This is a genomic window from Paenibacillus cisolokensis (genome assembly GCF_018403665.1).
Taxonomy (GTDB): domain Bacteria; phylum Bacillota; class Bacilli; order Paenibacillales; family Paenibacillaceae; genus Paenibacillus_AH; species Paenibacillus_AH cisolokensis.
The window spans coordinates 18,892-37,511 of sequence record NZ_BOVJ01000057.1 but is presented as its reverse complement, the minus strand read 5'-3'; the positions used below and the strand labels follow the sequence as shown (position 1 = coordinate 37,511).

General features: G+C 55.1%; 22 protein-coding genes. 20 read left to right on the top strand and 2 right to left on the bottom strand.

Features of this window, described 5'->3' with window-relative positions:
* The first annotated feature begins 26 nt into the window (after nucleotides 1–26).
* The 12 genes from PACILC2_RS07885 (at nucleotide 27) to PACILC2_RS26570 (ending at nucleotide 9,815) form a co-directional block, all read left to right on the top strand.
* Nucleotides 27–347, top strand: coding sequence for a PfkB family carbohydrate kinase (locus PACILC2_RS07885; RefSeq protein ID WP_213528460.1), 321 nt, complete (start codon nucleotides 27–29; stop codon nucleotides 345–347).
* Nucleotides 344–958 (top strand): carbohydrate kinase family protein, encoded by a 615-nt coding sequence (locus PACILC2_RS07880; protein WP_372447076.1) that lies wholly within the window; start codon nucleotides 344–346, stop codon nucleotides 956–958. Before PACILC2_RS07885 ends, PACILC2_RS07880 begins: the two co-directional genes overlap by 4 nt.
* 33 nt (nucleotides 959–991) lie before the next feature.
* On the top strand, nucleotides 992–1,846 hold the full coding sequence (locus PACILC2_RS07875; RefSeq protein ID WP_213528458.1) for a class II fructose-bisphosphate aldolase: 855 nt from the start codon (nucleotides 992–994) through the stop codon (nucleotides 1,844–1,846).
* A gap of 27 nt (nucleotides 1,847–1,873) precedes the next feature.
* The gene (locus PACILC2_RS07870; protein ID WP_244863349.1) at nucleotides 1,874–3,457 is read left to right on the top strand and encodes a xylulokinase; all 1,584 of its coding nucleotides are present in this window, start codon (nucleotides 1,874–1,876) and stop codon (nucleotides 3,455–3,457) included.
* Nucleotides 3,381–4,424: a galactitol-1-phosphate 5-dehydrogenase gene (locus tag PACILC2_RS07865; protein ID WP_213528457.1), complete on the top strand. Its 1,044-nt coding sequence runs from the start codon at nucleotides 3,381–3,383 to the stop codon at nucleotides 4,422–4,424. Before PACILC2_RS07870 ends, PACILC2_RS07865 begins: the two co-directional genes overlap by 77 nt.
* A 104-nt stretch (nucleotides 4,425–4,528) precedes the next feature.
* A complete protein-coding gene (locus PACILC2_RS07860) occupies nucleotides 4,529–5,317 on the top strand; it encodes a DeoR/GlpR family DNA-binding transcription regulator (protein WP_062490106.1) in 789 nt (262 codons plus the stop codon).
* A 269-nt stretch (nucleotides 5,318–5,586) separates the two neighbouring features.
* On the top strand, nucleotides 5,587–7,020 hold the full coding sequence (locus tag PACILC2_RS07855; protein WP_244863348.1) for an ABC transporter substrate-binding protein: 1,434 nt from the start codon (nucleotides 5,587–5,589) through the stop codon (nucleotides 7,018–7,020).
* A 30-nt stretch (nucleotides 7,021–7,050) separates the two neighbouring features.
* Nucleotides 7,051–7,956 (top strand): carbohydrate ABC transporter permease, encoded by a 906-nt coding sequence (locus PACILC2_RS07850; RefSeq protein ID WP_213528456.1) that lies wholly within the window; start codon nucleotides 7,051–7,053, stop codon nucleotides 7,954–7,956.
* Between the two features lie 19 nt (nucleotides 7,957–7,975).
* The gene (locus PACILC2_RS07845) at nucleotides 7,976–8,767 is read left to right on the top strand and encodes a carbohydrate ABC transporter permease (protein WP_244863347.1); all 792 of its coding nucleotides are present in this window, start codon (nucleotides 7,976–7,978) and stop codon (nucleotides 8,765–8,767) included.
* A 27-nt stretch (nucleotides 8,768–8,794) separates the two neighbouring features.
* The gene (locus tag PACILC2_RS26575) at nucleotides 8,795–9,094 is read left to right on the top strand and encodes an alcohol dehydrogenase catalytic domain-containing protein (protein ID WP_244863346.1); all 300 of its coding nucleotides are present in this window, start codon (nucleotides 8,795–8,797) and stop codon (nucleotides 9,092–9,094) included.
* A complete protein-coding gene (locus PACILC2_RS29260) occupies nucleotides 9,028–9,210 on the top strand; it encodes an alcohol dehydrogenase catalytic domain-containing protein (RefSeq protein ID WP_372447075.1) in 183 nt (60 codons plus the stop codon). The genes PACILC2_RS26575 and PACILC2_RS29260 overlap by 67 nt, the downstream gene beginning before the upstream one ends.
* Nucleotides 9,207–9,815 (top strand): zinc-binding dehydrogenase, encoded by a 609-nt coding sequence (locus PACILC2_RS26570; RefSeq protein WP_244863345.1) that lies wholly within the window; start codon nucleotides 9,207–9,209, stop codon nucleotides 9,813–9,815. The genes PACILC2_RS29260 and PACILC2_RS26570 overlap by 4 nt, the downstream gene beginning before the upstream one ends.
* An 89-nt stretch (nucleotides 9,816–9,904) precedes the next feature.
* On the opposite strand, the gene PACILC2_RS27940 is transcribed toward PACILC2_RS26570, so the two are convergent.
* Both PACILC2_RS27940 and PACILC2_RS27935 read right to left on the bottom strand, forming a co-directional pair.
* Nucleotides 9,905–10,609, bottom strand: a complete 705-nt coding sequence (locus tag PACILC2_RS27940) for an extracellular solute-binding protein (RefSeq protein ID WP_213528455.1) — start codon at nucleotides 10,607–10,609, stop codon at nucleotides 9,905–9,907.
* Nucleotides 10,507–11,148: an ABC transporter substrate-binding protein gene (locus PACILC2_RS27935; RefSeq protein ID WP_213528454.1), complete on the bottom strand. Its 642-nt coding sequence runs from the start codon at nucleotides 11,146–11,148 to the stop codon at nucleotides 10,507–10,509. Before PACILC2_RS27935 ends, PACILC2_RS27940 begins: the two co-directional genes overlap by 103 nt.
* Nucleotides 11,149–11,393: 245 nt before the next feature.
* On the opposite strand from PACILC2_RS27935, the gene PACILC2_RS07825 reads away from it, so the two are divergent.
* From PACILC2_RS07825 to PACILC2_RS07790, 8 genes are all read left to right on the top strand, one after another.
* On the top strand, nucleotides 11,394–11,966 hold the full coding sequence (locus PACILC2_RS07825) for a response regulator (protein ID WP_213528453.1): 573 nt from the start codon (nucleotides 11,394–11,396) through the stop codon (nucleotides 11,964–11,966).
* Complete coding sequence (locus tag PACILC2_RS07820; RefSeq protein WP_213528452.1) at nucleotides 11,963–12,736, top strand: hypothetical protein; 774 nt, start codon at nucleotides 11,963–11,965, stop codon at nucleotides 12,734–12,736. Before PACILC2_RS07825 ends, PACILC2_RS07820 begins: the two co-directional genes overlap by 4 nt.
* A complete protein-coding gene (locus tag PACILC2_RS07815) occupies nucleotides 12,631–12,969 on the top strand; it encodes a helix-turn-helix domain-containing protein (RefSeq protein ID WP_244863344.1) in 339 nt (112 codons plus the stop codon). Before PACILC2_RS07820 ends, PACILC2_RS07815 begins: the two co-directional genes overlap by 106 nt.
* Nucleotides 12,970–13,073: 104 nt before the next feature.
* The gene (locus PACILC2_RS07810) at nucleotides 13,074–14,696 is read left to right on the top strand and encodes a sensor histidine kinase (RefSeq protein ID WP_213528450.1); all 1,623 of its coding nucleotides are present in this window, start codon (nucleotides 13,074–13,076) and stop codon (nucleotides 14,694–14,696) included.
* Nucleotides 14,697–14,830: 134 nt separating this feature from the next.
* Entirely contained in the window at nucleotides 14,831–15,904 is a 1,074-nt protein-coding gene (gutB, locus tag PACILC2_RS07805) for a sorbitol/xylitol/iditol dehydrogenase GutB (protein WP_244863343.1), read from the top strand.
* Nucleotides 15,905–15,963: 59 nt separating this feature from the next.
* Entirely contained in the window at nucleotides 15,964–16,701 is a 738-nt protein-coding gene (locus PACILC2_RS07800) for an FGGY family carbohydrate kinase (protein ID WP_213528449.1), read from the top strand.
* Complete coding sequence (locus tag PACILC2_RS07795; RefSeq protein WP_213528448.1) at nucleotides 16,689–17,462, top strand: FGGY-family carbohydrate kinase; 774 nt, start codon at nucleotides 16,689–16,691, stop codon at nucleotides 17,460–17,462. The genes PACILC2_RS07800 and PACILC2_RS07795 overlap by 13 nt, the downstream gene beginning before the upstream one ends.
* Nucleotides 17,463–17,532: 70 nt before the next feature.
* A complete protein-coding gene (locus PACILC2_RS07790; protein ID WP_213528447.1) occupies nucleotides 17,533–18,528 on the top strand; it encodes a zinc-dependent alcohol dehydrogenase family protein in 996 nt (331 codons plus the stop codon).
* Nucleotides 18,529–18,620: the final 92 nt, after the last annotated feature.

The following is an 18,620-nucleotide window of genomic DNA, read 5'->3' as shown; positions in this document are numbered from 1 at the left end:
TCAGGCAGCCTTGAGGGGTGATGGGCGTGAATCGGGTGTTTACAATCGGCGAGATGCTGGTCGAAATTATGCGGACCGAGACCAATTGCCCGCTTTCGGAGCCGGGGCTGTTTGCCGGGCCTTATCCGAGCGGGGCGCCGGCGATCTTCATCGATGCGGCGGCCAAGTGGGGATTGCAGGCCGGCATCGTCGGGGCGGTAGGCCAGGATGCGTTCGGACGCTGCCTCATCGATCGGCTTGAGCGAGATGCCGTGGACTGCTCTTGCGTTTACCGCAGCGCCAGGACGACCGGCATGGCATTTGTCACGTATTTCGACGACGGCTCGCGCGAATTTTGTTTCATATGAAAGATTCCGCCGCCGTGGACGTCCGGCATCCCGCGGACGCCCGATATTTGGCCGGAACGAAGGTATTGCATATCAGCGGCACGAGCCTGACGGTCAACGAAGCTTACCGCAGCCTCATCTACGATGCGATCGGTCAGGTCAAGCAAGACGGCGGCATAGTGACCTTCGATCCGAATTTGCGGCCTGAGCTGGCCGAGGACCGAAGCTGGCGGAGCTGGTACGATCCGGTGCTTCAACATACGGACATCCTGCTGCCGAGCGGGGAGGAGCTCGAATGGCTAACGGGCTGCGACCGTGCGGATGAAGCGGCCGCCCGGCTGCACGAGCAGGGGATCGGCACGGTCGTCAGGAAGATGGGGGAGAAGGGCAGCATGGTCTATCTCGACGGCGCCGCTTCCGTATCGGCGCCGGGATTCCGGGTCGATTGCGTCGATCCGACCGGGGCCGGCGACATCTTCAACGCGGGAGTCGTATACGGTTATTTGCATGGCTGGTCCTGGGAAACGACGCTCCGTTTCGCGAACGCGGCGGCCGCGCTCTCGACAACGGCGAGGGGGCCGATGGAGGGCATCCGGGATATACGGTCGATCCAAGCCTTTGCCGGCCTCTAAAAAAATCGAATTGCAGAAAGGAAGGCATCCGCCATGGCTTTGGTTTCTTCAACTCCGTTACTGATCGAGGCCAGACAACGGGGCTACGGCATCGTCGCCTTCAACGTCCATACGCTTGAAATGCTGCAGGCTGTCGTGGAAGCGGCCGAGGAGAGCCGTTCTCCATTGATCTTGCAAACGACGGTCGGAACGGTCAAACATTTGGGCATCGAGTATATTGTCGGTGCCGCGCAGACGGCGGCCAGGAGGGTCAGCGTGCCGATCGCGCTGCACCTCGATCATTGCCAAGACTTCGAGCTGATTTTGCAATGTATGCGCGCAGGCTACACTTCGGTGATGATCGACCAGTCGATGCATCCGTTCGAGCGGAATGTGGAGATGACCCGCAAGGTCGTCGAGGTCGCGCGCGCGCTGAACGTCAATGTGGAGGCGGAGCTGGGCAAAGTCGGCGGCGTGGAAGACGACATCCGTGTGGAAGACGATAAGGCCACGCTGGCCGATCCGGAGGAGTGCCGACGATTCGTCGAACTGACGGGGGTTCCGACGCTGGCTCCGGCCATCGGCACCGCGCACGGCATTTATAAAGGCGAGCCCGACATCGATTTTCGAAGGATCGAGGACATTGCCGGTAAAGTCGAAGTCCCGCTGGTGCTGCACGGCGGCTCCGGCATTCCGGAGGCGCAGATCAAACGGTGCGTATCGCTCGGTATGGCCAAAATCAATGTGGCGACCGAACTGAAGAACGCATTTTCATTGTCGCTGCAGCAATCGTTTGCCGCAAACCCCGACGATCTCGATCCCCGTTCGTATATGTCGGCAGCCAAACAAACCGTCAAACGTTTGGCGCAGGAGAAAATGCGGTTGAGCGGATGCGCGGGCAAAGCGTAGCCGGCCCGGTAATCGGGAAAGGGGGCGATGGACATCGCGAATTCTTTTTTGGTCGGCATCGACGTCGGGACATCGGGCTGCAAAATCGCATTGTTTACGCCGGACGGCGACATTCTGTTCCAGGGAACGACCCGCTATCCGACGCATTACCCGCAGCCCGGCAGCGTCGAGCAAAATCCCGGGGACTGGTGGAAGGCCGTTTGCGACGGCCTCCGTCAAATGTTTCACCGTACCGGTATTCATCCGGCACATATCAAGGGCATCGGCGTGGACGGCATGAGCGGGGCGGCCGTTCCCGTGGACCGGCAAGGCCGGGCGCTGCGCAACGCCATGATTTGGCTGGATCGGCGAACGGTCAGGCAGTGCGAAACGATCGCGGAGCGGATCGGTGCGGAGCGATTGTTCGCGGTATCGGGCAATCCGATATCGCCTTCGTACGTTACGGGCAAAGTGCTGTGGATCAAAGAGAACGAGCCGGATATTTACAGCCGGACGGAGAAGGTGCTTCAATGCAACGGCTATATCGTCTATAAGCTGACCGGCCGCTATTCCCTGGACGTATCGCAGGGCAACGGGTTTCATGCGTTCAACATCGAAACGCTCGCATGGGACGAGACGCTGTGCGAGCGGATGGGCATCGCCCCCGAGCTGCTCCCGCCGATCTATCGGTGCAGCGATGTAGTCGGCGAGGTCACGCTTGCGGCAGCTGCGGAAACCGGACTGGCAGCCGGGACGCCTGTCGTCGCGGGCGGATTGGATGCGGCATGCGCCGCACTGGGAGCCGGCGCGGTTCTGCCGGGCGAGGTGCAGGAGCAAGGCGGGCAAGCCGGCGGCATGAGCATTGTGATGGATCGCCCGGTCAAAAACGACAAGCTGATTCTCAGCGGCTATGTGCTGCCGGACCGATGGATTCTTCAGGGCGGAACGGTCGGCGGCGGCAGCCTGAATTGGCTGAAAAGGGAGTTTGCCGGCGATGCGCAGGACGATTTCTTCGCAGCGGCGAACGAAGCGGCTTCGCGAATCCGCCCCGGCAGCGAGGGGCTGCTGTTTCTGCCCTACATGGCGGGCGAACGCTCGCCGATCTGGGACCCGCATGCTCGCGGCGTGTTTCTCGGCTTAAGCTTCGAAACGACGAAAGGCCATATGATCCGGGCGATCATGGAAGGCTGCGCCATGGCGCTGAGGCATAATCTGGTCACGGCCGAAGCGTCCGGCGTTCCCGTGAATGCGCTGCACAGCGTCGGCGGAGCGGCCAACAGCACGCTGTGGACGCAGATCAAAGCGGATGTCACCGGCAAGACGTTTAAAATTCCGTCCTCCGATTCGGCGGCGGCCTTGGGCGCGGCCATTTTGGCCGGTATCGGCTCCGGCGTTTACAAGAACGGCGAGGATGCGGTCGCAAGGACGGTTCGGATGCAGCGCGAACAGACGCCGATCGCGGACAACGAACGGATTTACCGCGACGTCTTCGAGCTTTATCTGGAATGCTACGAACGGCTGAAAGATCTTTTCCAAGGATGGGTGGGTGACGCATATGAAAGCAGCGGTGCTGCATGCGCGGAATGTAATCCGGGTGGAGGACGTTGCGGTTCCGTCTCTTCAGCCGCATGAAATTTTGGTGAAGGTGAAGGCGACAGGCATTTGCGGTTCGGACCTGCCGAGAGTGCTCGGCAATGCGGCCCATCATTATCCCATCGTGCTCGGTCACGAATTTTCCGGCGTGGTGGAACGGATCGGAGCAGGCGTTTCCAGGGTGAAGGTCGGCGATCGCGTAGCGGGCGTGCCGCTCATGCCTTGCTTCCGCTGCCACGATTGTCAGGCCGGAAATTATGCGCAGTGCAAATCTTACTCGTTTATCGGTTCGCGGGTGAACGGAAGCTGGGCGGAATACGTCGTCCTGCCGGAAATGAACGCGATCCCGCTCGACGATGCGGTCAGCTTTGAAGAAGCCGCCTTCGTCGAACCGTCCTCCGTGGCGCTTCATGCTCTGCAGCACATTCGTTTCGAAGGCGGCGGACAAGTGGCCATTCTCGGCGGCGGCAATATCGGCCTGCTGGCGTTGCAATGGGTCAAACTGATGGGCGCCCGGGAGGTCACCGTGTTCGATATTGACGATGACCGGCTGGCACTGGCCCGAAAGTTGGGCGCGGACTATGTGCTGAACAATCTGCGGGCTGCCACTGAGGAAAGCTGGAGACAGATTACGGGCGGCAGAGGTTATGAGGTCGTTCTCGAAACGGCCGGTTCCGATGCGACGATAAAGCAAAGCTTCGAGCTCGCCGCGAACAAGGCGAAAGTTTGCTTTATCGGGACGCCTGTGCGGGATTTGACGTTTTCTCCGAAACGGTTTGAGCTGATGAACCGCAAGGAATTTACGCTGACCGGCTCGTGGATGTCCTACAGCGCCCCGTTTCCCGGCAAGGAATGGGAGACGACGCTGCATTTTCTGAAGCAAGGCAAATTGAATTTCAAGGATCTGATCGACCGGACATTTCCGCTTGATGAAATTAACGCGGCCTTCGATTTGTACCGGACGCCCGGCGGCGTCAAAGGCAAAATGATGCTGCTTCCCGGCTGATTGCCTGCCTGCTTCAAATTTCCTATACTAGAAACTGTGCCGCAACGAAACCCTCCGGAGCCGATCGATGGCGTCAGCTCGGATCATGGAAAGGAAAATCAGCGATGGGCGAGCAGCGGAAGCAACGAAAGATGCGCAGCCTGGAAAGGCAGCAGTTTATTCTCGATTATTTGAAAAGCCATAAAAGCGTCGATGTGTCGTTTCTCAGCTCCGCGCTGTCGGTGTCCGAGGTGACGGTGCGAAAAGATCTCGAGAAGCTCGAGCAGGACAATTGGCTGATCAGAAGTCATGGCGGGGCTGTGCTCAACGAGAAGCTGTTTATCGAACCGTCCTTTGTCGAGAAGGAGGATCGGCTGGCGGCCGAGAAATCGGCGATTGCCGCCGAGGCCGCCAAGCTGATTCGGGACGGAATGGTCGTGGCGATCGCTCCGGGAACGACCGCCGGCCGGATAACCGAGCATATTCGGGACCGTTCCTCGCTGACGGTCGTCACCAACGCGGTCAACGTGGCCACGGCGCTTATGGGCCGCCCCGGCATCGAGTTGTTTATGACAGGCGGCCGTTTGCGGCCCAACACGTTCGCGCTGATCGGCGAAACGGCCGAGAAATCGCTTGACGGCGTCTATACGGAGTATGTGTTCTTCGGCGCGAACGGCTTCGGTGTGGAGAAAGGCTTTACTACGCCCAGCATGGAGGAGGCGAGAGTGGTGCGGAAGCTGATCGATAACGCCAGGCATGTCGTGGCGCTTGTCGATCATAGCAAATTCGACACGTTCGCCTTTTACCGGATCGTGGACTCCCATCAAGTACACACCGTCATTACCGACTCGAAGGCGCCGCCGGATCAGCTGGACCAGCTTCGAGAGCGGGGCATTCGGGTGATTGTAACCTGACATACTTACTTTCAAGACTCTTTCCTGGCGTCGTCCAACGATAGAAAGTGGCGATGACCCGAAAGGGTCTTTTCTATTATTTGGTAAAATATTTTTGGATCATTGATGCACTTCATGACGCACTCCAGTATACAAAATGTTAAATAAAACGCTTTCATTTTATAAAAAAATCGTATATCAATTCCAAAACGCGTTCATTTCAACCCCTTTCATCCTAAATTATGATGGAGCTAAGGTTAACGCCTTAATTAAGCTATGGGGGAATGAAAATGGTGCAGAGATTCAAAATGTTAAGTGCGTTGCTGCTCGTGTTCGTCCTGGTCCTCGCCGGTTGCGGCACATCAGGCGGCGGCAACGGAGGCAGTAGCGAAACGAACGCGGGCGATCAGGCAGCAAACCAATCCGCCGCGAATAAAAGCGATAACAAGAAGGAATTCGAAGGTGTGACGCTAACTCTTGCAACCGTTAACAATCCGGATATGAAAATTATGCAGAAGCTGACTCCCGTTTTCGAAGAACAAACGGGCATTAAAGTCAACTATGTCGTCCTGCCCGAGAACGATCTCCGCAAGCAAGTGACGATGGACGTCTCTTCGGGAGCCGGCAAATTTGACATCGTGACGATCGGAACCTACGATACGCCGATCTGGGCGAAAAACGGCTGGATCGAAAATATGGATCCCTATTTGTCCAATATGTCGGACGAAGAGAAACAAGCGTACGATCTGGAAGACATATTCCCTTCCATCCGCGACGCGCTCTCCTATGACAACCATCTTTACGCCATTCCGTTCAACGCGGAGAGCAGCATCCTGTACTACAACAAGGAGAAGCTGGCGAAAGCCGGTGTCGAAATTCCGAAAAATCCGACCTGGGAGCAAGTGGCCGAAGCCGCAAGGCAAGTGAAAGCGGCAAACAACGAACCGGGCATTATTATTCGCGGTCTCCCGGGCTGGGGTGAAATGCTGGCGCCGGTCAACACGATTATCAATGCGTTCGGCGGCCGCTGGTACGATGAAAACTGGAACGCGCAGCTGGACAGTCCCGAAACCGTAGCGGCGATCCAATTCTATGTCGACCTTCTGGCTGCGGCCGGACAGCCGGGGGCGACGACGACCGGCTTTACGGAAGCGTTGACGCTGATGCAGCAGGGAAAAGCGGCCATGTGGTACGATGCGACGACCGCTGCCGGCTTCCTTGAAGACCCGAAGGTTTCCACGATTGCGGGTAAAGTAGGCTATGCGCTGGCGCCGAGCCAGGCCAAAGACAACAACGGCTGGCTGTGGTCCTGGGCGCTCGGCATCGAAGCATCCAGCAAAAACAAAGAAGCCGCGTTCAAATTCGTGACGTGGGCAACAAGCAAAGAATACATCCAGCTGGTCGGGGAGTCGGAAGGCTGGGTGGTCGTTCCCGGAGGAACGCGGAAATCGACGTATGAGAACGAGAATTACAAGAAAGCGGCTCCGTTTGCCGACATCACGCTGGAAGCGATGAACAGCACGAACTATAAGGAACCGTCCCTGAAGCCGGTGCCGTATGTCGGCATTCAGTATGTCGCGATCCCGGAGTTTCAGCAATTGGGCACCGAGGTCAGCCAGGATATCGCCGCAGCGATCGCAGGCAGCAAAACGGTGGAGCAAGCGATGAAGGATGCGCAGGCCAGGGCGGAACGAGTGGCCGTTGACGGCGGATACAAGAAATAGTGTAAAAATAATGAACCAGGGTTGATGAATATGCATAAACCAACAGGCATCCCGGACAAAAAAGGGTTCGCTCCGCCGGTGAGGCGGCTGCTGTGGCCGAGCATTATTTTCGTTGCTCTCATTACGCAAATCCCGTTTTTGGTCACCATTTATTACAGCTTGCACGATTGGAACCTGATGCGGCCCGACAAAGGGATCACCTTCTCAGGTATACGCAACTACTCGAAAATTTTGTCGGATGCGGCTTTTTATGAGGTATTGGGGAACACGTTTCTGTTGACGGGCGGAGCGCTGATCGTATGTCTCGTCGTAGGTCTTGTTTTCTCGCTCTTGATGAACCGGGATTTTTTCGGCAAAGGAATCGTCCGCACGATGCTGGTGTCGCCATTCTTTATTATGCCGGCCGTGGCAGGCATTGTGTGGAAAACGATGCTTTTAAATCCGAGTTTCGGATTGACGGCTTACTTTGCTTCGCTGTTTCATTTTCCGTTGATCGATTGGCTGGCGTCTTATCCGTTAATGACGATCGTATTGATGGTCGCCTGGCAATGGATTCCGTTCTTTATGCTGATTTTATTGGCGGGTCTCCAGTCCGTGCCGGATGACGTCATGGAAGCCGCTCACCTGGATGGGGCAAACGCCTTGCAGCGGTTTCAGCATGTGATATTGCCGCACCTGCTGAAATATATCGAGGTTGCGGTGCTGCTCGGATTGATCTTCATTATGCAAACCTTCGGCGAAATTTACGTGACGACGGCCGGGGGGCCGGGCTATGCGTCCACGAACCTTCCGTATTTCGTATACCGGGTCGGGTTCCAGGGCTGGGACGTCGGCGGAGCATCCGCAGTCGGCGTCATCATCGTGCTGATGACCATCGTGCTGATGACAGCGCTGTTCAAGTTTTTACGCAAAACGTTTCAAGGAGAGCTGACATGAAAAAGTCGTTGCCCCGCTGTTGACGCTGCTGACCTATGTCATGGCCGTCGTTTACTTCTATCCGGTGCTCTGGATGCTCATGACCGGGTTCAAATCGGAGGGCGATGCCGTCAAAATGCCGCCTTCGCTGCTGTTCTCTCCGACCATGGAGAACTACCGGCTTATTTGGGACAGCGGAGTGGCGGCCTTCTTCGGCAATTCCGTCATCGTGACGCTGACCTCGACGCTGTTCGCGTTGCTTTTGGGTGTGCCGGCGGCTTACGGTCTGGCCATGTTCAAGCTGAAACGTTCCGAGGATGTGTTGTTCTGGTTTATGTCCACGAAATTTTTGCCGGTGGCGGGCATTATTATCCCGCTCTATATGCTGCTTAAAGAAATACGTCTGCTGGACAATTTGTGGGCGCTGTTTTTCCTATACACGGCGATGAACGTACCTCTTGTAGTATGGATGATGCGCTCTTTCTTCAAGGAGGTTCCGCTCGAAGTGATGGAATCCGCGCGAGTGGACGGCGCATCCGATACGCGGACATTTTTTCAGATTACGCTGCCGCTCGTCAGACCGGGCCTGATTTCGACGGCGCTGTTGTCGTTTATTTTCGCCTGGAACGAATTTTTCCTTGCCGTCAGTTTAACCGCCACGAATGCGGCGACGATGCCGGTTCACATGGCATCCTTCATGACCCAGCAGGGGCTCTTCTGGGCCAAAATGTCGTCGGTCGCGTCCATTGCGGTCGTTCCCGCGCTGCTATTGGGGTGGTTCACGCAAAAACAGTTGGTTCGCGGGATGACGATGGGAGCTGTAAAAGGGTAATCAAATAGCGATGCGGAGGTAACGGAAATGACCATTCGAACGATGAGAGCGCTTGTGATTGAGGAACCGCGAAAGGCGATCGTGAAGCAGGTTCCCTACCCGAAGCCCGGCAAACATGAGGTCACCATCAAGGTAGACAGCGTGGGGATTTGCGGAACGGATATTCATATTTTCGAAGGCGATTTTATTTCCCCTTATCCGATCATTCCCGGGCATGAATTTTCCGGTACGATTCATGAACTGGGGGAAGGCGTATCGGGATGGGAGATCGGGGAGGCGGTGAGCGCGGATCCGTCGCTGTTTGCGGTTCCTGTCCGTTCTGTCTGACCGGCCGCGGCAATCAATGCGAGAACTGGGGAGCGCTGGGGAATACGACCGCCGGAACGATGGCCGAGTATGTTGTCGTTCCGGCCAAAATCTGGTGCGGATTCCGCCGACGATGACGATGTCGGAGGCGGCGTTTATCGAGCCGCTCGCCTGTGTCGTGCATGGGATGAATCGGCTGCAGATCAAGGCCGGAGACCGGGTGCTGCTGTTCGGCGCAGGCGCGATGGGGCAGCAGCTGGTGCAGGCGATCGCCCGCTCGGGGGCATCGGAGCTTGTCGTCGTGGATGTCGCCGAATCCAAGCTGGAAATGGCATGCCGATACGGCGCAACCAAAGGGGTTCTAAGCCGGGATGTCGGAGATGCGCTGTCCAAAGCGAACTATCCGCACGGCTTTGACATCGTCGTGGATGTGACCGGCATCCCGGCCGTCATCGAGCAGGCATTCGATTATTTGGGACCGGCAGGAAAATTTCTGCAGTTCGGCGTGACGCCGGAAAAGGCCAAGGTGCAGGTAAGCCCCTTTAAGCTTTACAACAAGGACTGGACGCTGCTCGGCTCGATGGCGATCAACAACACGTTCATTCCGGCGTATCACTGGCTGAAAGATAAACGAATCGAAGTCCGGCATCTGGTTTCCAAACAGATCTCGCTGGAAGAAACCGTATCCTTTTTCCACTCTGTCCGCGATCCGAACCTCTTCAAAGTGCAAATCAAAATCTGACCGGCGGGCAGTGCCCGAAACCCGCGGCATGACGGTCAGTTTGGGTCTCTTACCGGACTGACCGTTTCATGCTTTCCGGACAACTGCCTTTACTGCGACGTTCCGGCTTTGTCCAACAGGTTGTCGATTTTTCGCTTCAGCTCGTCCAGACCTTGCCGGGTGTCGGCATACTCGCCGTTGACCATCTTCTTCAAGGCGGAGGCCCACTCGTTCGTCGTATCGAAGAAGGAAGCGTGCGGCGTAAACAGCGTCCTCGCGTTCTCCAACTGCTCATTCAACGTTTGTTCCAAACCTTCGACTTTTCGGATATGCCTTACATAATCTTTGTCCGCCATAACCGATCGGCGTGCGGGATGAACGAGGTTGGCATTTAGTGCGGCCCAACGGATAAAGTCTTTCGAGGTGAAGTACTGCATGAACAGCCATGAAGCTTCCTTGTGATTGGACGCATTGTTCATTCCGAGTCCCCATGCCCATAAATTGGAGGCGACCTTGACGTTCGGATTGACTAACGGAGCCGGAGTAAAGACGATATTGCCCGATTCTTTGGAGTAACCTTCGACATTTTGCATATAGGCGTTGATGTCGGCGTCGAACAGCATGGCGACCTTGCCTGCGCCCAGATCGGCGCTCGCCTCATTCCATGGATTTTGCCGCCAGGAACTGACGGAAGAACAGCTGTGAACCAGCTTTACCCACATCTCGGTAGCTTCCACGGCTTTGTCCGAATTAACCGCCGAACGGAGCCGGCCGTTCTCCATGACGAAATCGTTTGCGCCAAAGTTCGCAAACATCGTAATAAACGAGGAGGAAAGACTGTTCCATTTTCCGAGATGCGCAGCGATAACCCGTCGATGCCGTTGCCGCGGAGCGTTTCGCACCGGTTCAGCAGGTCGTTCAGCGTGTGCGGCGCCTCAAGGCCGTATTGCCCGAATATCCGCTTGTTATAAGCGAGGGAGCTTAGCTCAAAACCGATCGGAACGGCCCACAGGCTGCCCGTCCCGGCCGGATCGCCGTCCAGCAGATTCCATTTGAGCGAATCGACGACCTTCGGCACGAAATCCTGTGGATCGTAATCCGGCACCAGCGTCGCCGGATCCGCAAGAAACTCGTCGAGTGACTGCATCAGACGCTTCGGCGCATGCTCCCATATGTAATGGGAACCGGTCATAAACACATCGGGGCTTCCTCTGCGGTCGTTTAAAGCCAGATCGAGCTTGTCGACATAATAGTCTTCCGGTGTTATGATATAATTCACCTTTATGCCGGTCATGCTCTCGAATTGGCGAAGCTGCTGCACGACGGCCGCCGAGTATGGATGTTGGCTGAGCATAACGTTAATCCGCTCGCCCTGGAAGGCCCTCCAATTATAGCTATAGTCTGGTTTCGTCTGCGTTCCGCAACCGGCAATAAGAAGGAGCAAACATGCACAGATCCGTACGGTAAATTTGTGGAAGCTTGAGCCGAGCACCAAACCATAACCTCCTATTTATGAAGAAATGTCAGGTTTATCGACGGTATTTTCATCCGGTCATCATTTTCGTCCATTTTTTTGCGAACGTTGGAGGTAGCTTCACGATGAAAGTATTAATCGTCGACGATGAAATATTGGTTCGAATGGGCCTGAAATCGATCATTCCTTGGGAAGAGAAAGGCTATACGTTGTTGGGCGACGCCAAGAACGGGGCGGAAGCCATCGAAATTTTCAACGAAACCGAGCCGGACATTTTGCTGACCGACATCTCGATGCCGTTCATGGACGGGTTGGAGCTTATCCGGATACTCAAGAGCAGACGCCCGTCGTTAAAAGTCATCATTCTTTCCAACTATGACGATTTCAAATATGCCCAGAAAGGGATTCAACTGGGCGTCAATGCGTATATTCTGAAGCATGAGATTTCGGCGGAAAAAGTTTTGGAAGCGCTTGAAAGTTTGGCCGGACCCTTTCACAGCGAACGGCCGCTGCCCGTCAACGACAAGAAAAACGAAGGCTTCCACGCCAATTTGTACCGTCTTTTTAAGGATAATCTAACGGAGCGGGAAAGGGAAGGCATTCTTGCGGCCTTAAGCGGGAAGCTGCAAGGCCCCCCGTTCGCCGTTATTTCCATGCTGCTGAATTTCGCTGAACCGGAAGCGGAAAATGGGATTTGACCAAAGAAGAGACGATCGAATCGATGGCTTTGGAGACGCTCAAGAGCAAGGAGTTTCAGGTGTTTTCCGTCTTGTGCAAAAATGAAATCATTTTCATTTTGAGCGGCGGCGAAACGATGGACGGCATGCCGGAGCGGATCAAAAGGATGGTGCAGACGGTCCGAAACAATACGAAGCAGTTTTTGAACCAGCATCTCTTCATCGGCATCAGCAGCATCGGCTTCGCGCCCGACCAATTGCGCCTGCTCTATGATCAGTCCCGCTGCGCCCGGGAGCAGAGCTTCTTCACAAACGAGATCGCGATTTATGCCGAAGACCGGACGAATGCGCCTGACGGATGCGGAAGCCTTCATCTCGATATGGAACAGTTGAACAAGCTGGTTCGGCTGAAGGACGCCGAGCGGGTGGAGAAGTTTCTGGAGGACGTGTTTCATTCGCTGTACAATCGAAAATCTGTCGATACGGTGCAAAACGCATTCGGCAAGCTGATCCGCGAGAATGCGGAGCTGTTCGACTCGAACAACCTGATTTTGAATCAGCAGTCGTTTGCCGACTTTTCCGGATTCGACGAAGTGAAAAACTATGTGATCGACGTTTATAAAAAGATATGCCAGCACGGCGAGCGCAACATCTGCTCCGTCCATATCGCGAAAAGCCTCCGGTTTTGCAGCAACATTATGACGAGAATATCTCGCTGTCGCAATTGGCGGATTATTTGCAGATCAACAAGAGCTATCTCAGCCTGTTGTTCAAGCAGGAAATCGGCGTGAACTTTACGAGCTACCTGAACAATATCCGTATCGAAAAAGCGAAGGAGCTGCTGCTTCATACCAACTACAAGGCGTACGAAATCGCGAAAATGGTCGGCTTCGACAATCCGTATTACTTCAGCAAGGTGTTCAAGGAAACGACGGGGATGAGTTGCCAGGAGTTCAAAAATCGTCCGCTCCGCTCGAACATAACGGGTAAGCGACCAACATCCCAAAAGCAGGTGGCAGCTTGATTCAAAAAAGATTTTCTCTATATTTCATCCCTGGTCGTGATGATGCTGATCTCGATCAGCGTCATCGTCTACTTTTACTTTTTCAAACGATGCGGGAAAAGGAAATGGACAGCGCTGTCCGCTATTCCAACGGGACCAAGCAAAGCGTCGAGCTGATTCTAAGTTTCATGAACAAGACGGTGAGCTCGATCAGCAGAAATGCGAATGTCATCCATGCGCTAAGCGGCGCCTCTTACCTTGGCGCGGAAGAGGAGGAGAACTCGCGTACGGTCGTCAATTCCCTCATTTACAATCTGGTTTCCGTCCACGAGTATATCCGGAAAATCGAGATTATCGGAAACCGCGAGAATGGCGCCTACTTCAGCACCGTCTTCGACGACGTGGAGGGACGGATCGGCGAACGAAATGCGGAGATTGAGGCCATGCTGAAGAATTGTTACAAGGACGCGGCGGAAGCCTATTATTTCTTGTGCGTAAACGACAAAGTGATTTCGTTTGTCGTCCCGATCTTCCAGCCGCAGTCGGGCTATCGGATCGGTTTTCTCGTGATCGATATCAACCGGTCCTATCTGGAGGAGATTGTGGCGACGACGACGGGCGGAGCCGACGAAAAGGTGCTGATCGTCACAGCCGAAAACGAAACGGTCCTCAGTTATCCCTACACCGCTAACTTAAGCGAAATCATCGAGCAATATCCCCAGTTGTTGGACATGAATCAAACCCGGATCAACGGCAAGATTTTCGGCAAGGAAAGCATTATCGTCTCCGATTCCATCAGCTACAGCAATTGGCGAATTGTGCGGATGATCGATACGGCCAAAATTAATACGTCGATGAATCAATTGGGCCAAATCGGGCTGTTCGCGCTGCTGTTCTTTCTAATCGTTTCGTTTCTCGCTTCGTACCGGTTGTCGATTTACTTTACGACTCCGATCATCGAATTGAACCGCAAGATCAAACAATTCGAGAAAGGTGATATGGATACGAGAATTGAAATTACCCGGACCGACGAATTGGGGCAATTGAGCAACTCCTTCAATAAAATGGTCGTGAAACTGGATTCTCTGTTGAAGACCGCGATCGAGCAGGAACAGAAGAAAAGCGAAATGGAATTCCAGTTGCTTCAATCGCAGATTAATCCTCATTTTCTATATAACACGCTGGATTCGATCCGATGGCTTGCGGTCATTCAAAACGTGGAAAATATCGGCCATATGACTACCTCGCTCATCCAATTGCTGAAGTACAGCATTTCTCACAAGGGCCGGGTTGTCACCTTGGAGGAAGAAATCAACATGATCAAAAATTACATCACCATTCAGAAATACCGCTATGGCGATATTTTTGAAGTGGTGTATGATATTGAGGACGAGGCTTGGGAGTGCTGCGTTTTGAACCTGATTCTGCAACCGCTGGTCGAAAATGCGATTTACCACGGGATGGAGTCGAAGGAAGAAGGCGGCCTGATACGAATCGAAGCGCATGTCCGAAACGGCGTACTTTTAGAAATCAGCGTCATCGACAACGGGGCGGGCATGGACGAGAAGGAGTGGAAGAGCGGAGCAGGGAAAGATAAAAAGATGCATACCGGAATCGGCCTCAAAAATGTGGAGGAGCGAATCAAGCTGTATTTCGGCGAGCCTTACGGCCTTCGAATTCGGAGCGTTAGCGGAAAGGGGACGGAAATGACGATCGTTCTGCCTAAAAAGTATCGCGAGCAAGTATAAAAAGAAAGCGCAACAAACTCAAAGATTTTTCATTTTTATTCCCGATGGCAAAAGCTAAAATGATAACAGAATCAATATGTAAGCGCTTTTGAACCTTTGCTTACGAATTTCTTTGGAGAAAGGAACTGGGAGCGATGACGACGAGCCAATTGCCCGCGGCGATGAAAGCGGCTGTGATGCATCAAACACGGGAAATTCGCATTGAGGAGATGGCAGTCCCCGCCATCGGACCTGACGAGGTGCTGATCAAGGTGATGGCGGTCGGGATATGCGGATCCGACTTGCATTATTACGCACATGGCCGTATCGGGAAATATGTGGTGGACAAACCGTTTATTTTGGGACACGAGTGCTCCGGCGACATTGCCGCGGTCGGTGAGAACGTCCGGAAATTCCGGGTAGGCGACCGGGTTGCGGTCGAACCGGGCGTGACATGCGGACGTTGCGACGCTTGCAAGAGCGGCCGATACAATCTGTGTCCGGATGTAAAGTTTCTGGCAACCCCTCCTTACGATGGCGCGTTCGCGCAATATATTAAAATGCGGCAAGACTTCGTTTTTCCGATTCCGGATCATTTGTCCTACGAGGAGGCGGCTTTGGTGGAGCCGTTTTCGGTCGGCTTGCATGCGGCCGTCCGCACGCGCCTGCAGCCCGGCTCCACCGTCGCGATCATGGGAATGGGGCCGGTCGGACTGATGGCTGTGGCGGCAGCGAGAGCATACGGTGCGGGCACGATCATCGTGACCGATCTTGAGCCGTTGCGGCTGGAAGCCGCAACACGGCTCGGCGCAAGCCACGCGATCAATATCCGGGAACAGGACCCGGTCGAGGAAATCAGACGGTTAACGAACGGTGACGGGGTTGATGTCGCATGGGAGACGGCCGGCAATCCGAAAGCGCTTCAAGCCGCCCTGGCATCGCTTCGGCGGGGAGGCAAGCTTGCGATCGTCGGATTGCCGGCCCAAGCCGACATCGCGCTGAACATCCCGTTTATTGCCGACAATGAAGTGGATATTTACGGCATTTTCCGCTATGCCAACGTCTATCCGAGAGGCATTGCGTTTCTGTCGTCCGGCTTGGTGGATGCGAGCGCGATCGTCACGGACAAGTTTCCGCTTGAACAGACGCAAGCGGCGATGGAGCGGGCGCTTAACCACAAGAGCGAATGTCTGAAAATTGTCGTGTATCCGAACGGCGCAATCGAATAGGTTGCCCATTTATGCGCAGCGTGTGCAAAGGAACGTAAAAGACAAAGGGGGTCATGCATGTGACTTTCTTGCTCGGGATTGATTTGGGCACATCAAGCGTGAAAGCTTTGTTAATGGACGTAACCGGGAAGACGTACGGCATTTGCCATGAGCAGTATCCGATTGAAGTTCCCCAAGAAGAGTGGGCGGAGCAGTCGCCAGACAGATGGTGGTCTGCGACGACACGGGTCATACGGAAGCTCTTGTCCGAATCGGGGGTCGAAGCGGAGCGTATTCGCGGGGTAGGGCTGTCCGGCCAGATGCACGGTCTGGTTGTCCTGAACCGGAGCGGGGAACCTATTCGGCCCGCCATCATATGGTCCGACCAACGAGCGAAAAAGCAGGTCCGATCGATCAACGATTTGCTGCATGAGCAGCAGCTTGCGTCGCAAACGATGAATCAGGCGTCCGCCGGCTTTGCGGCTGCTTCGCTGCTGTGGGTGAAGGAGAACGAACCGGAAGTTTTCGCGGCCATCGACAAGGTGCTGCTGCCGAAAGACTATATCCGGTACAAATTAACGGGAAGAATCGCGTGCGAAGCGACTGACGCTTCAAGCACGCTGGCATTTAATACCCGGGAACGGCAGTGGTGCCATCCGCTTATCGAGGCGCTTGGCTTGCCTCCGTCCATTTTCCCGAATGCTTCGAGCCCATGGATATTGCCGGTGACATTCAGGAATCGGCTGCACTTGAAACCGGGCTGCGTCGGGGCACACCCGTTGTTTTCGGCGGTTCCGACCAAACGATGCAAGCGGTAGGCAACGGGGTGATCGAGCCGGGATGGGTCATTTCCAATATCGGCACGGGCGGACAGGTCTCCTCGATGACGGCCGAACCGCTCTATGACCTTCAATGGAGACTGAACACGTTTTGCCATGTCTTCAAGGGCTCCTGGGTCATACAGGGCTCCAACCTGAACAGCGGCCTTGCCTTGAAGTGGCTGAAGGAAAATGTGCTTCAGACATCCGACTTCAACAGCCTGTTGGAACTGGCGACGCGCGTCCGTGCGGGCAGCGAAGGTGTACTGTTCCTGCCGTATTTGATCGGGGAACGGACTCCGCATATGGATCCGAACGCGCGGGCTTGTTTTTTCGGCATGACTCTGAAGCACCGCAAGGAGCATATCGTGAAAGCGGTGGTGGAAGGGGTGGTTTACGCGCTTCGCAGCTCGCTCGAGACGATCGAGGAACAAGGGATTAAAGTTGACCGCATTCTGGCGTCCGGCGGAGGCTCCAAACACGAGGTATGGCTGCAAGCTCAGGCCGACATCTTCGGCAAGCCGGTCTATACAACCCGAATCGAAGAGGAAGCCTGTGTCGGCGCGGCGATCATAGCCGGAACGGGAATCGGTGCATATCGGTCATTGGCGGAAGGCTGCCGTCAAGCGGTGTCCATGACCGGCCGACAGTTCGAGCCCGATCCGGCGGCGCAACCGATATACGAGCATGATTACGGCTTGTTTAAAGAAGTGTACGCTCGCAACAAAGAGCTGTTTACCGTCTGGACCGGCAAAGGCTGAATGGCATTCAAATGTCTTATCGGCGCTCGGCGCCGCCATAAACGGACAGTCGTTCAACGGAGGGACAAAAATGAAAGCTTTCGTGATCGAAAAACCGTTTCATGCGACAATCAGGGAAGTACCCTATCCGAAGCCGGGATACGGGGAAGTGACGATAAAGGTGCACAACGTCGGCATTTGCGGCACAGACGTACATATCTACGAGGGGAAATTCATTGCTTCCTACCCGATCGTACCTGGCCACGAGTTTTCCGGCGTTATCCATGAGGTTGGCGAAGGCGTGCCGGATCTGAAAGTGGGCGACCGGGTTAGCGCCGAACCGAATATTGGTTGCGGGCGTTGTGCGTATTGCCTGACCCGCCGGGGAAATCTGTGCAGCAACTGGAAGGGGATCGGGGTCAGTCTGGACGGAAGCATGGCCGAATATGTGCGCGTGCCGATGCAAAATGTGCTCAAGCTGCCGGATGCCATGACGTTCGAGGAAGGCGCGTTTATCGAACCGATGGCTTGCGTGGTGTACGGGATGAACCGGTTGCAGCTCCAGGTAGGGGAGCGGGTGATCCTGTTCGGCGCGGGAGCGATGGGCCAGCAGTTGGTGCAGACGATCGCGAGGTCGGGAGCGTCCGAACTTGTGGTCGTCGACGTATCCCGGGAAAAGCTCGATCTTGCGCTGCGATTCGGCGCGACGAGAGGCGTGCTCAGCCGGGATTTGTCGCCGGATGACTTCCCCGGAGGCTTCGACGTCGTCGTCGAGGCGACAGGGATTCCGTCCGTTATTGAACAGGCGTTTGCCTATATGGGCCCCGGCTCCAGGTTTTTGCAGTTCGGCGTGACGAACAACGATGATCGGATCCGGTTCAGTCCGTTCGATTTGTTTAACAAGGATTGGACGATTATCGGCACAAAAGCGACCAACCAGACGTTTTATCCCGCCTTTCACTGGATTAAGGAAGGGCGGGTCGACGTGAAGCCGCTGCTTTCCAAAGTTATCGCGCTGGAGGATGCGCCGGCATTTTTCAGCGGCCATAAAGATCCGGGCTTGTTGAAGGTCCAGATCAAACTGTAGGGGGAGGCGGCGATCAAGCAATAGGAATTGTTGGCCTGCAAATCACAGCGTATGCCCGCGCTGCCGAACGTCCCGGTTTCAACGTCTTCGAA

Coding starts and splice junctions, on each gene's coding strand:
- PACILC2_RS07810 (WP_213528450.1), top strand. CDS start 13,074: ATGGACAGCGCTGTCCGCTATTCCAACGGGACCAAGCAAAGCGTCGAG.
- PACILC2_RS07875 (WP_213528458.1), top strand. CDS start 992: ATGGCTTTGGTTTCTTCAACTCCGTTACTGATCGAGGCCAGACAACGG.
- PACILC2_RS27935 (WP_213528454.1), bottom strand. CDS start 11,148: ATGCTCAGCCAACATCCATACTCGGCGGCCGTCGTGCAGCAGCTTCGC.
- PACILC2_RS26570 (WP_244863345.1), top strand. CDS start 9,207: ATGACGATGTCGGAGGCGGCGTTTATCGAGCCGCTCGCCTGTGTCGTG.
- PACILC2_RS26575 (WP_244863346.1), top strand. CDS start 8,795: ATGACCATTCGAACGATGAGAGCGCTTGTGATTGAGGAACCGCGAAAG.
- PACILC2_RS07880 (WP_372447076.1), top strand. CDS start 344: ATGAAAGATTCCGCCGCCGTGGACGTCCGGCATCCCGCGGACGCCCGA.
- PACILC2_RS07870 (WP_244863349.1), top strand. CDS start 1,874: ATGGACATCGCGAATTCTTTTTTGGTCGGCATCGACGTCGGGACATCG.
- PACILC2_RS07825 (WP_213528453.1), top strand. CDS start 11,394: ATGAAAGTATTAATCGTCGACGATGAAATATTGGTTCGAATGGGCCTG.
- PACILC2_RS27940 (WP_213528455.1), bottom strand. CDS start 10,609: ATGTTTGCGAACTTTGGCGCAAACGATTTCGTCATGGAGAACGGCCGG.
- PACILC2_RS07860 (WP_062490106.1), top strand. CDS start 4,529: ATGGGCGAGCAGCGGAAGCAACGAAAGATGCGCAGCCTGGAAAGGCAG.
- PACILC2_RS07855 (WP_244863348.1), top strand. CDS start 5,587: ATGGTGCAGAGATTCAAAATGTTAAGTGCGTTGCTGCTCGTGTTCGTC.
- PACILC2_RS29260 (WP_372447075.1), top strand. CDS start 9,028: ATGGGAGATCGGGGAGGCGGTGAGCGCGGATCCGTCGCTGTTTGCGGT.
- gutB (WP_244863343.1), top strand. CDS start 14,831: ATGACGACGAGCCAATTGCCCGCGGCGATGAAAGCGGCTGTGATGCAT.
- PACILC2_RS07850 (WP_213528456.1), top strand. CDS start 7,051: ATGCATAAACCAACAGGCATCCCGGACAAAAAAGGGTTCGCTCCGCCG.
- PACILC2_RS07790 (WP_213528447.1), top strand. CDS start 17,533: ATGAAAGCTTTCGTGATCGAAAAACCGTTTCATGCGACAATCAGGGAA.
- PACILC2_RS07865 (WP_213528457.1), top strand. CDS start 3,381: ATGAAAGCAGCGGTGCTGCATGCGCGGAATGTAATCCGGGTGGAGGAC.
- PACILC2_RS07795 (WP_213528448.1), top strand. CDS start 16,689: ATGCAAGCGGTAGGCAACGGGGTGATCGAGCCGGGATGGGTCATTTCC.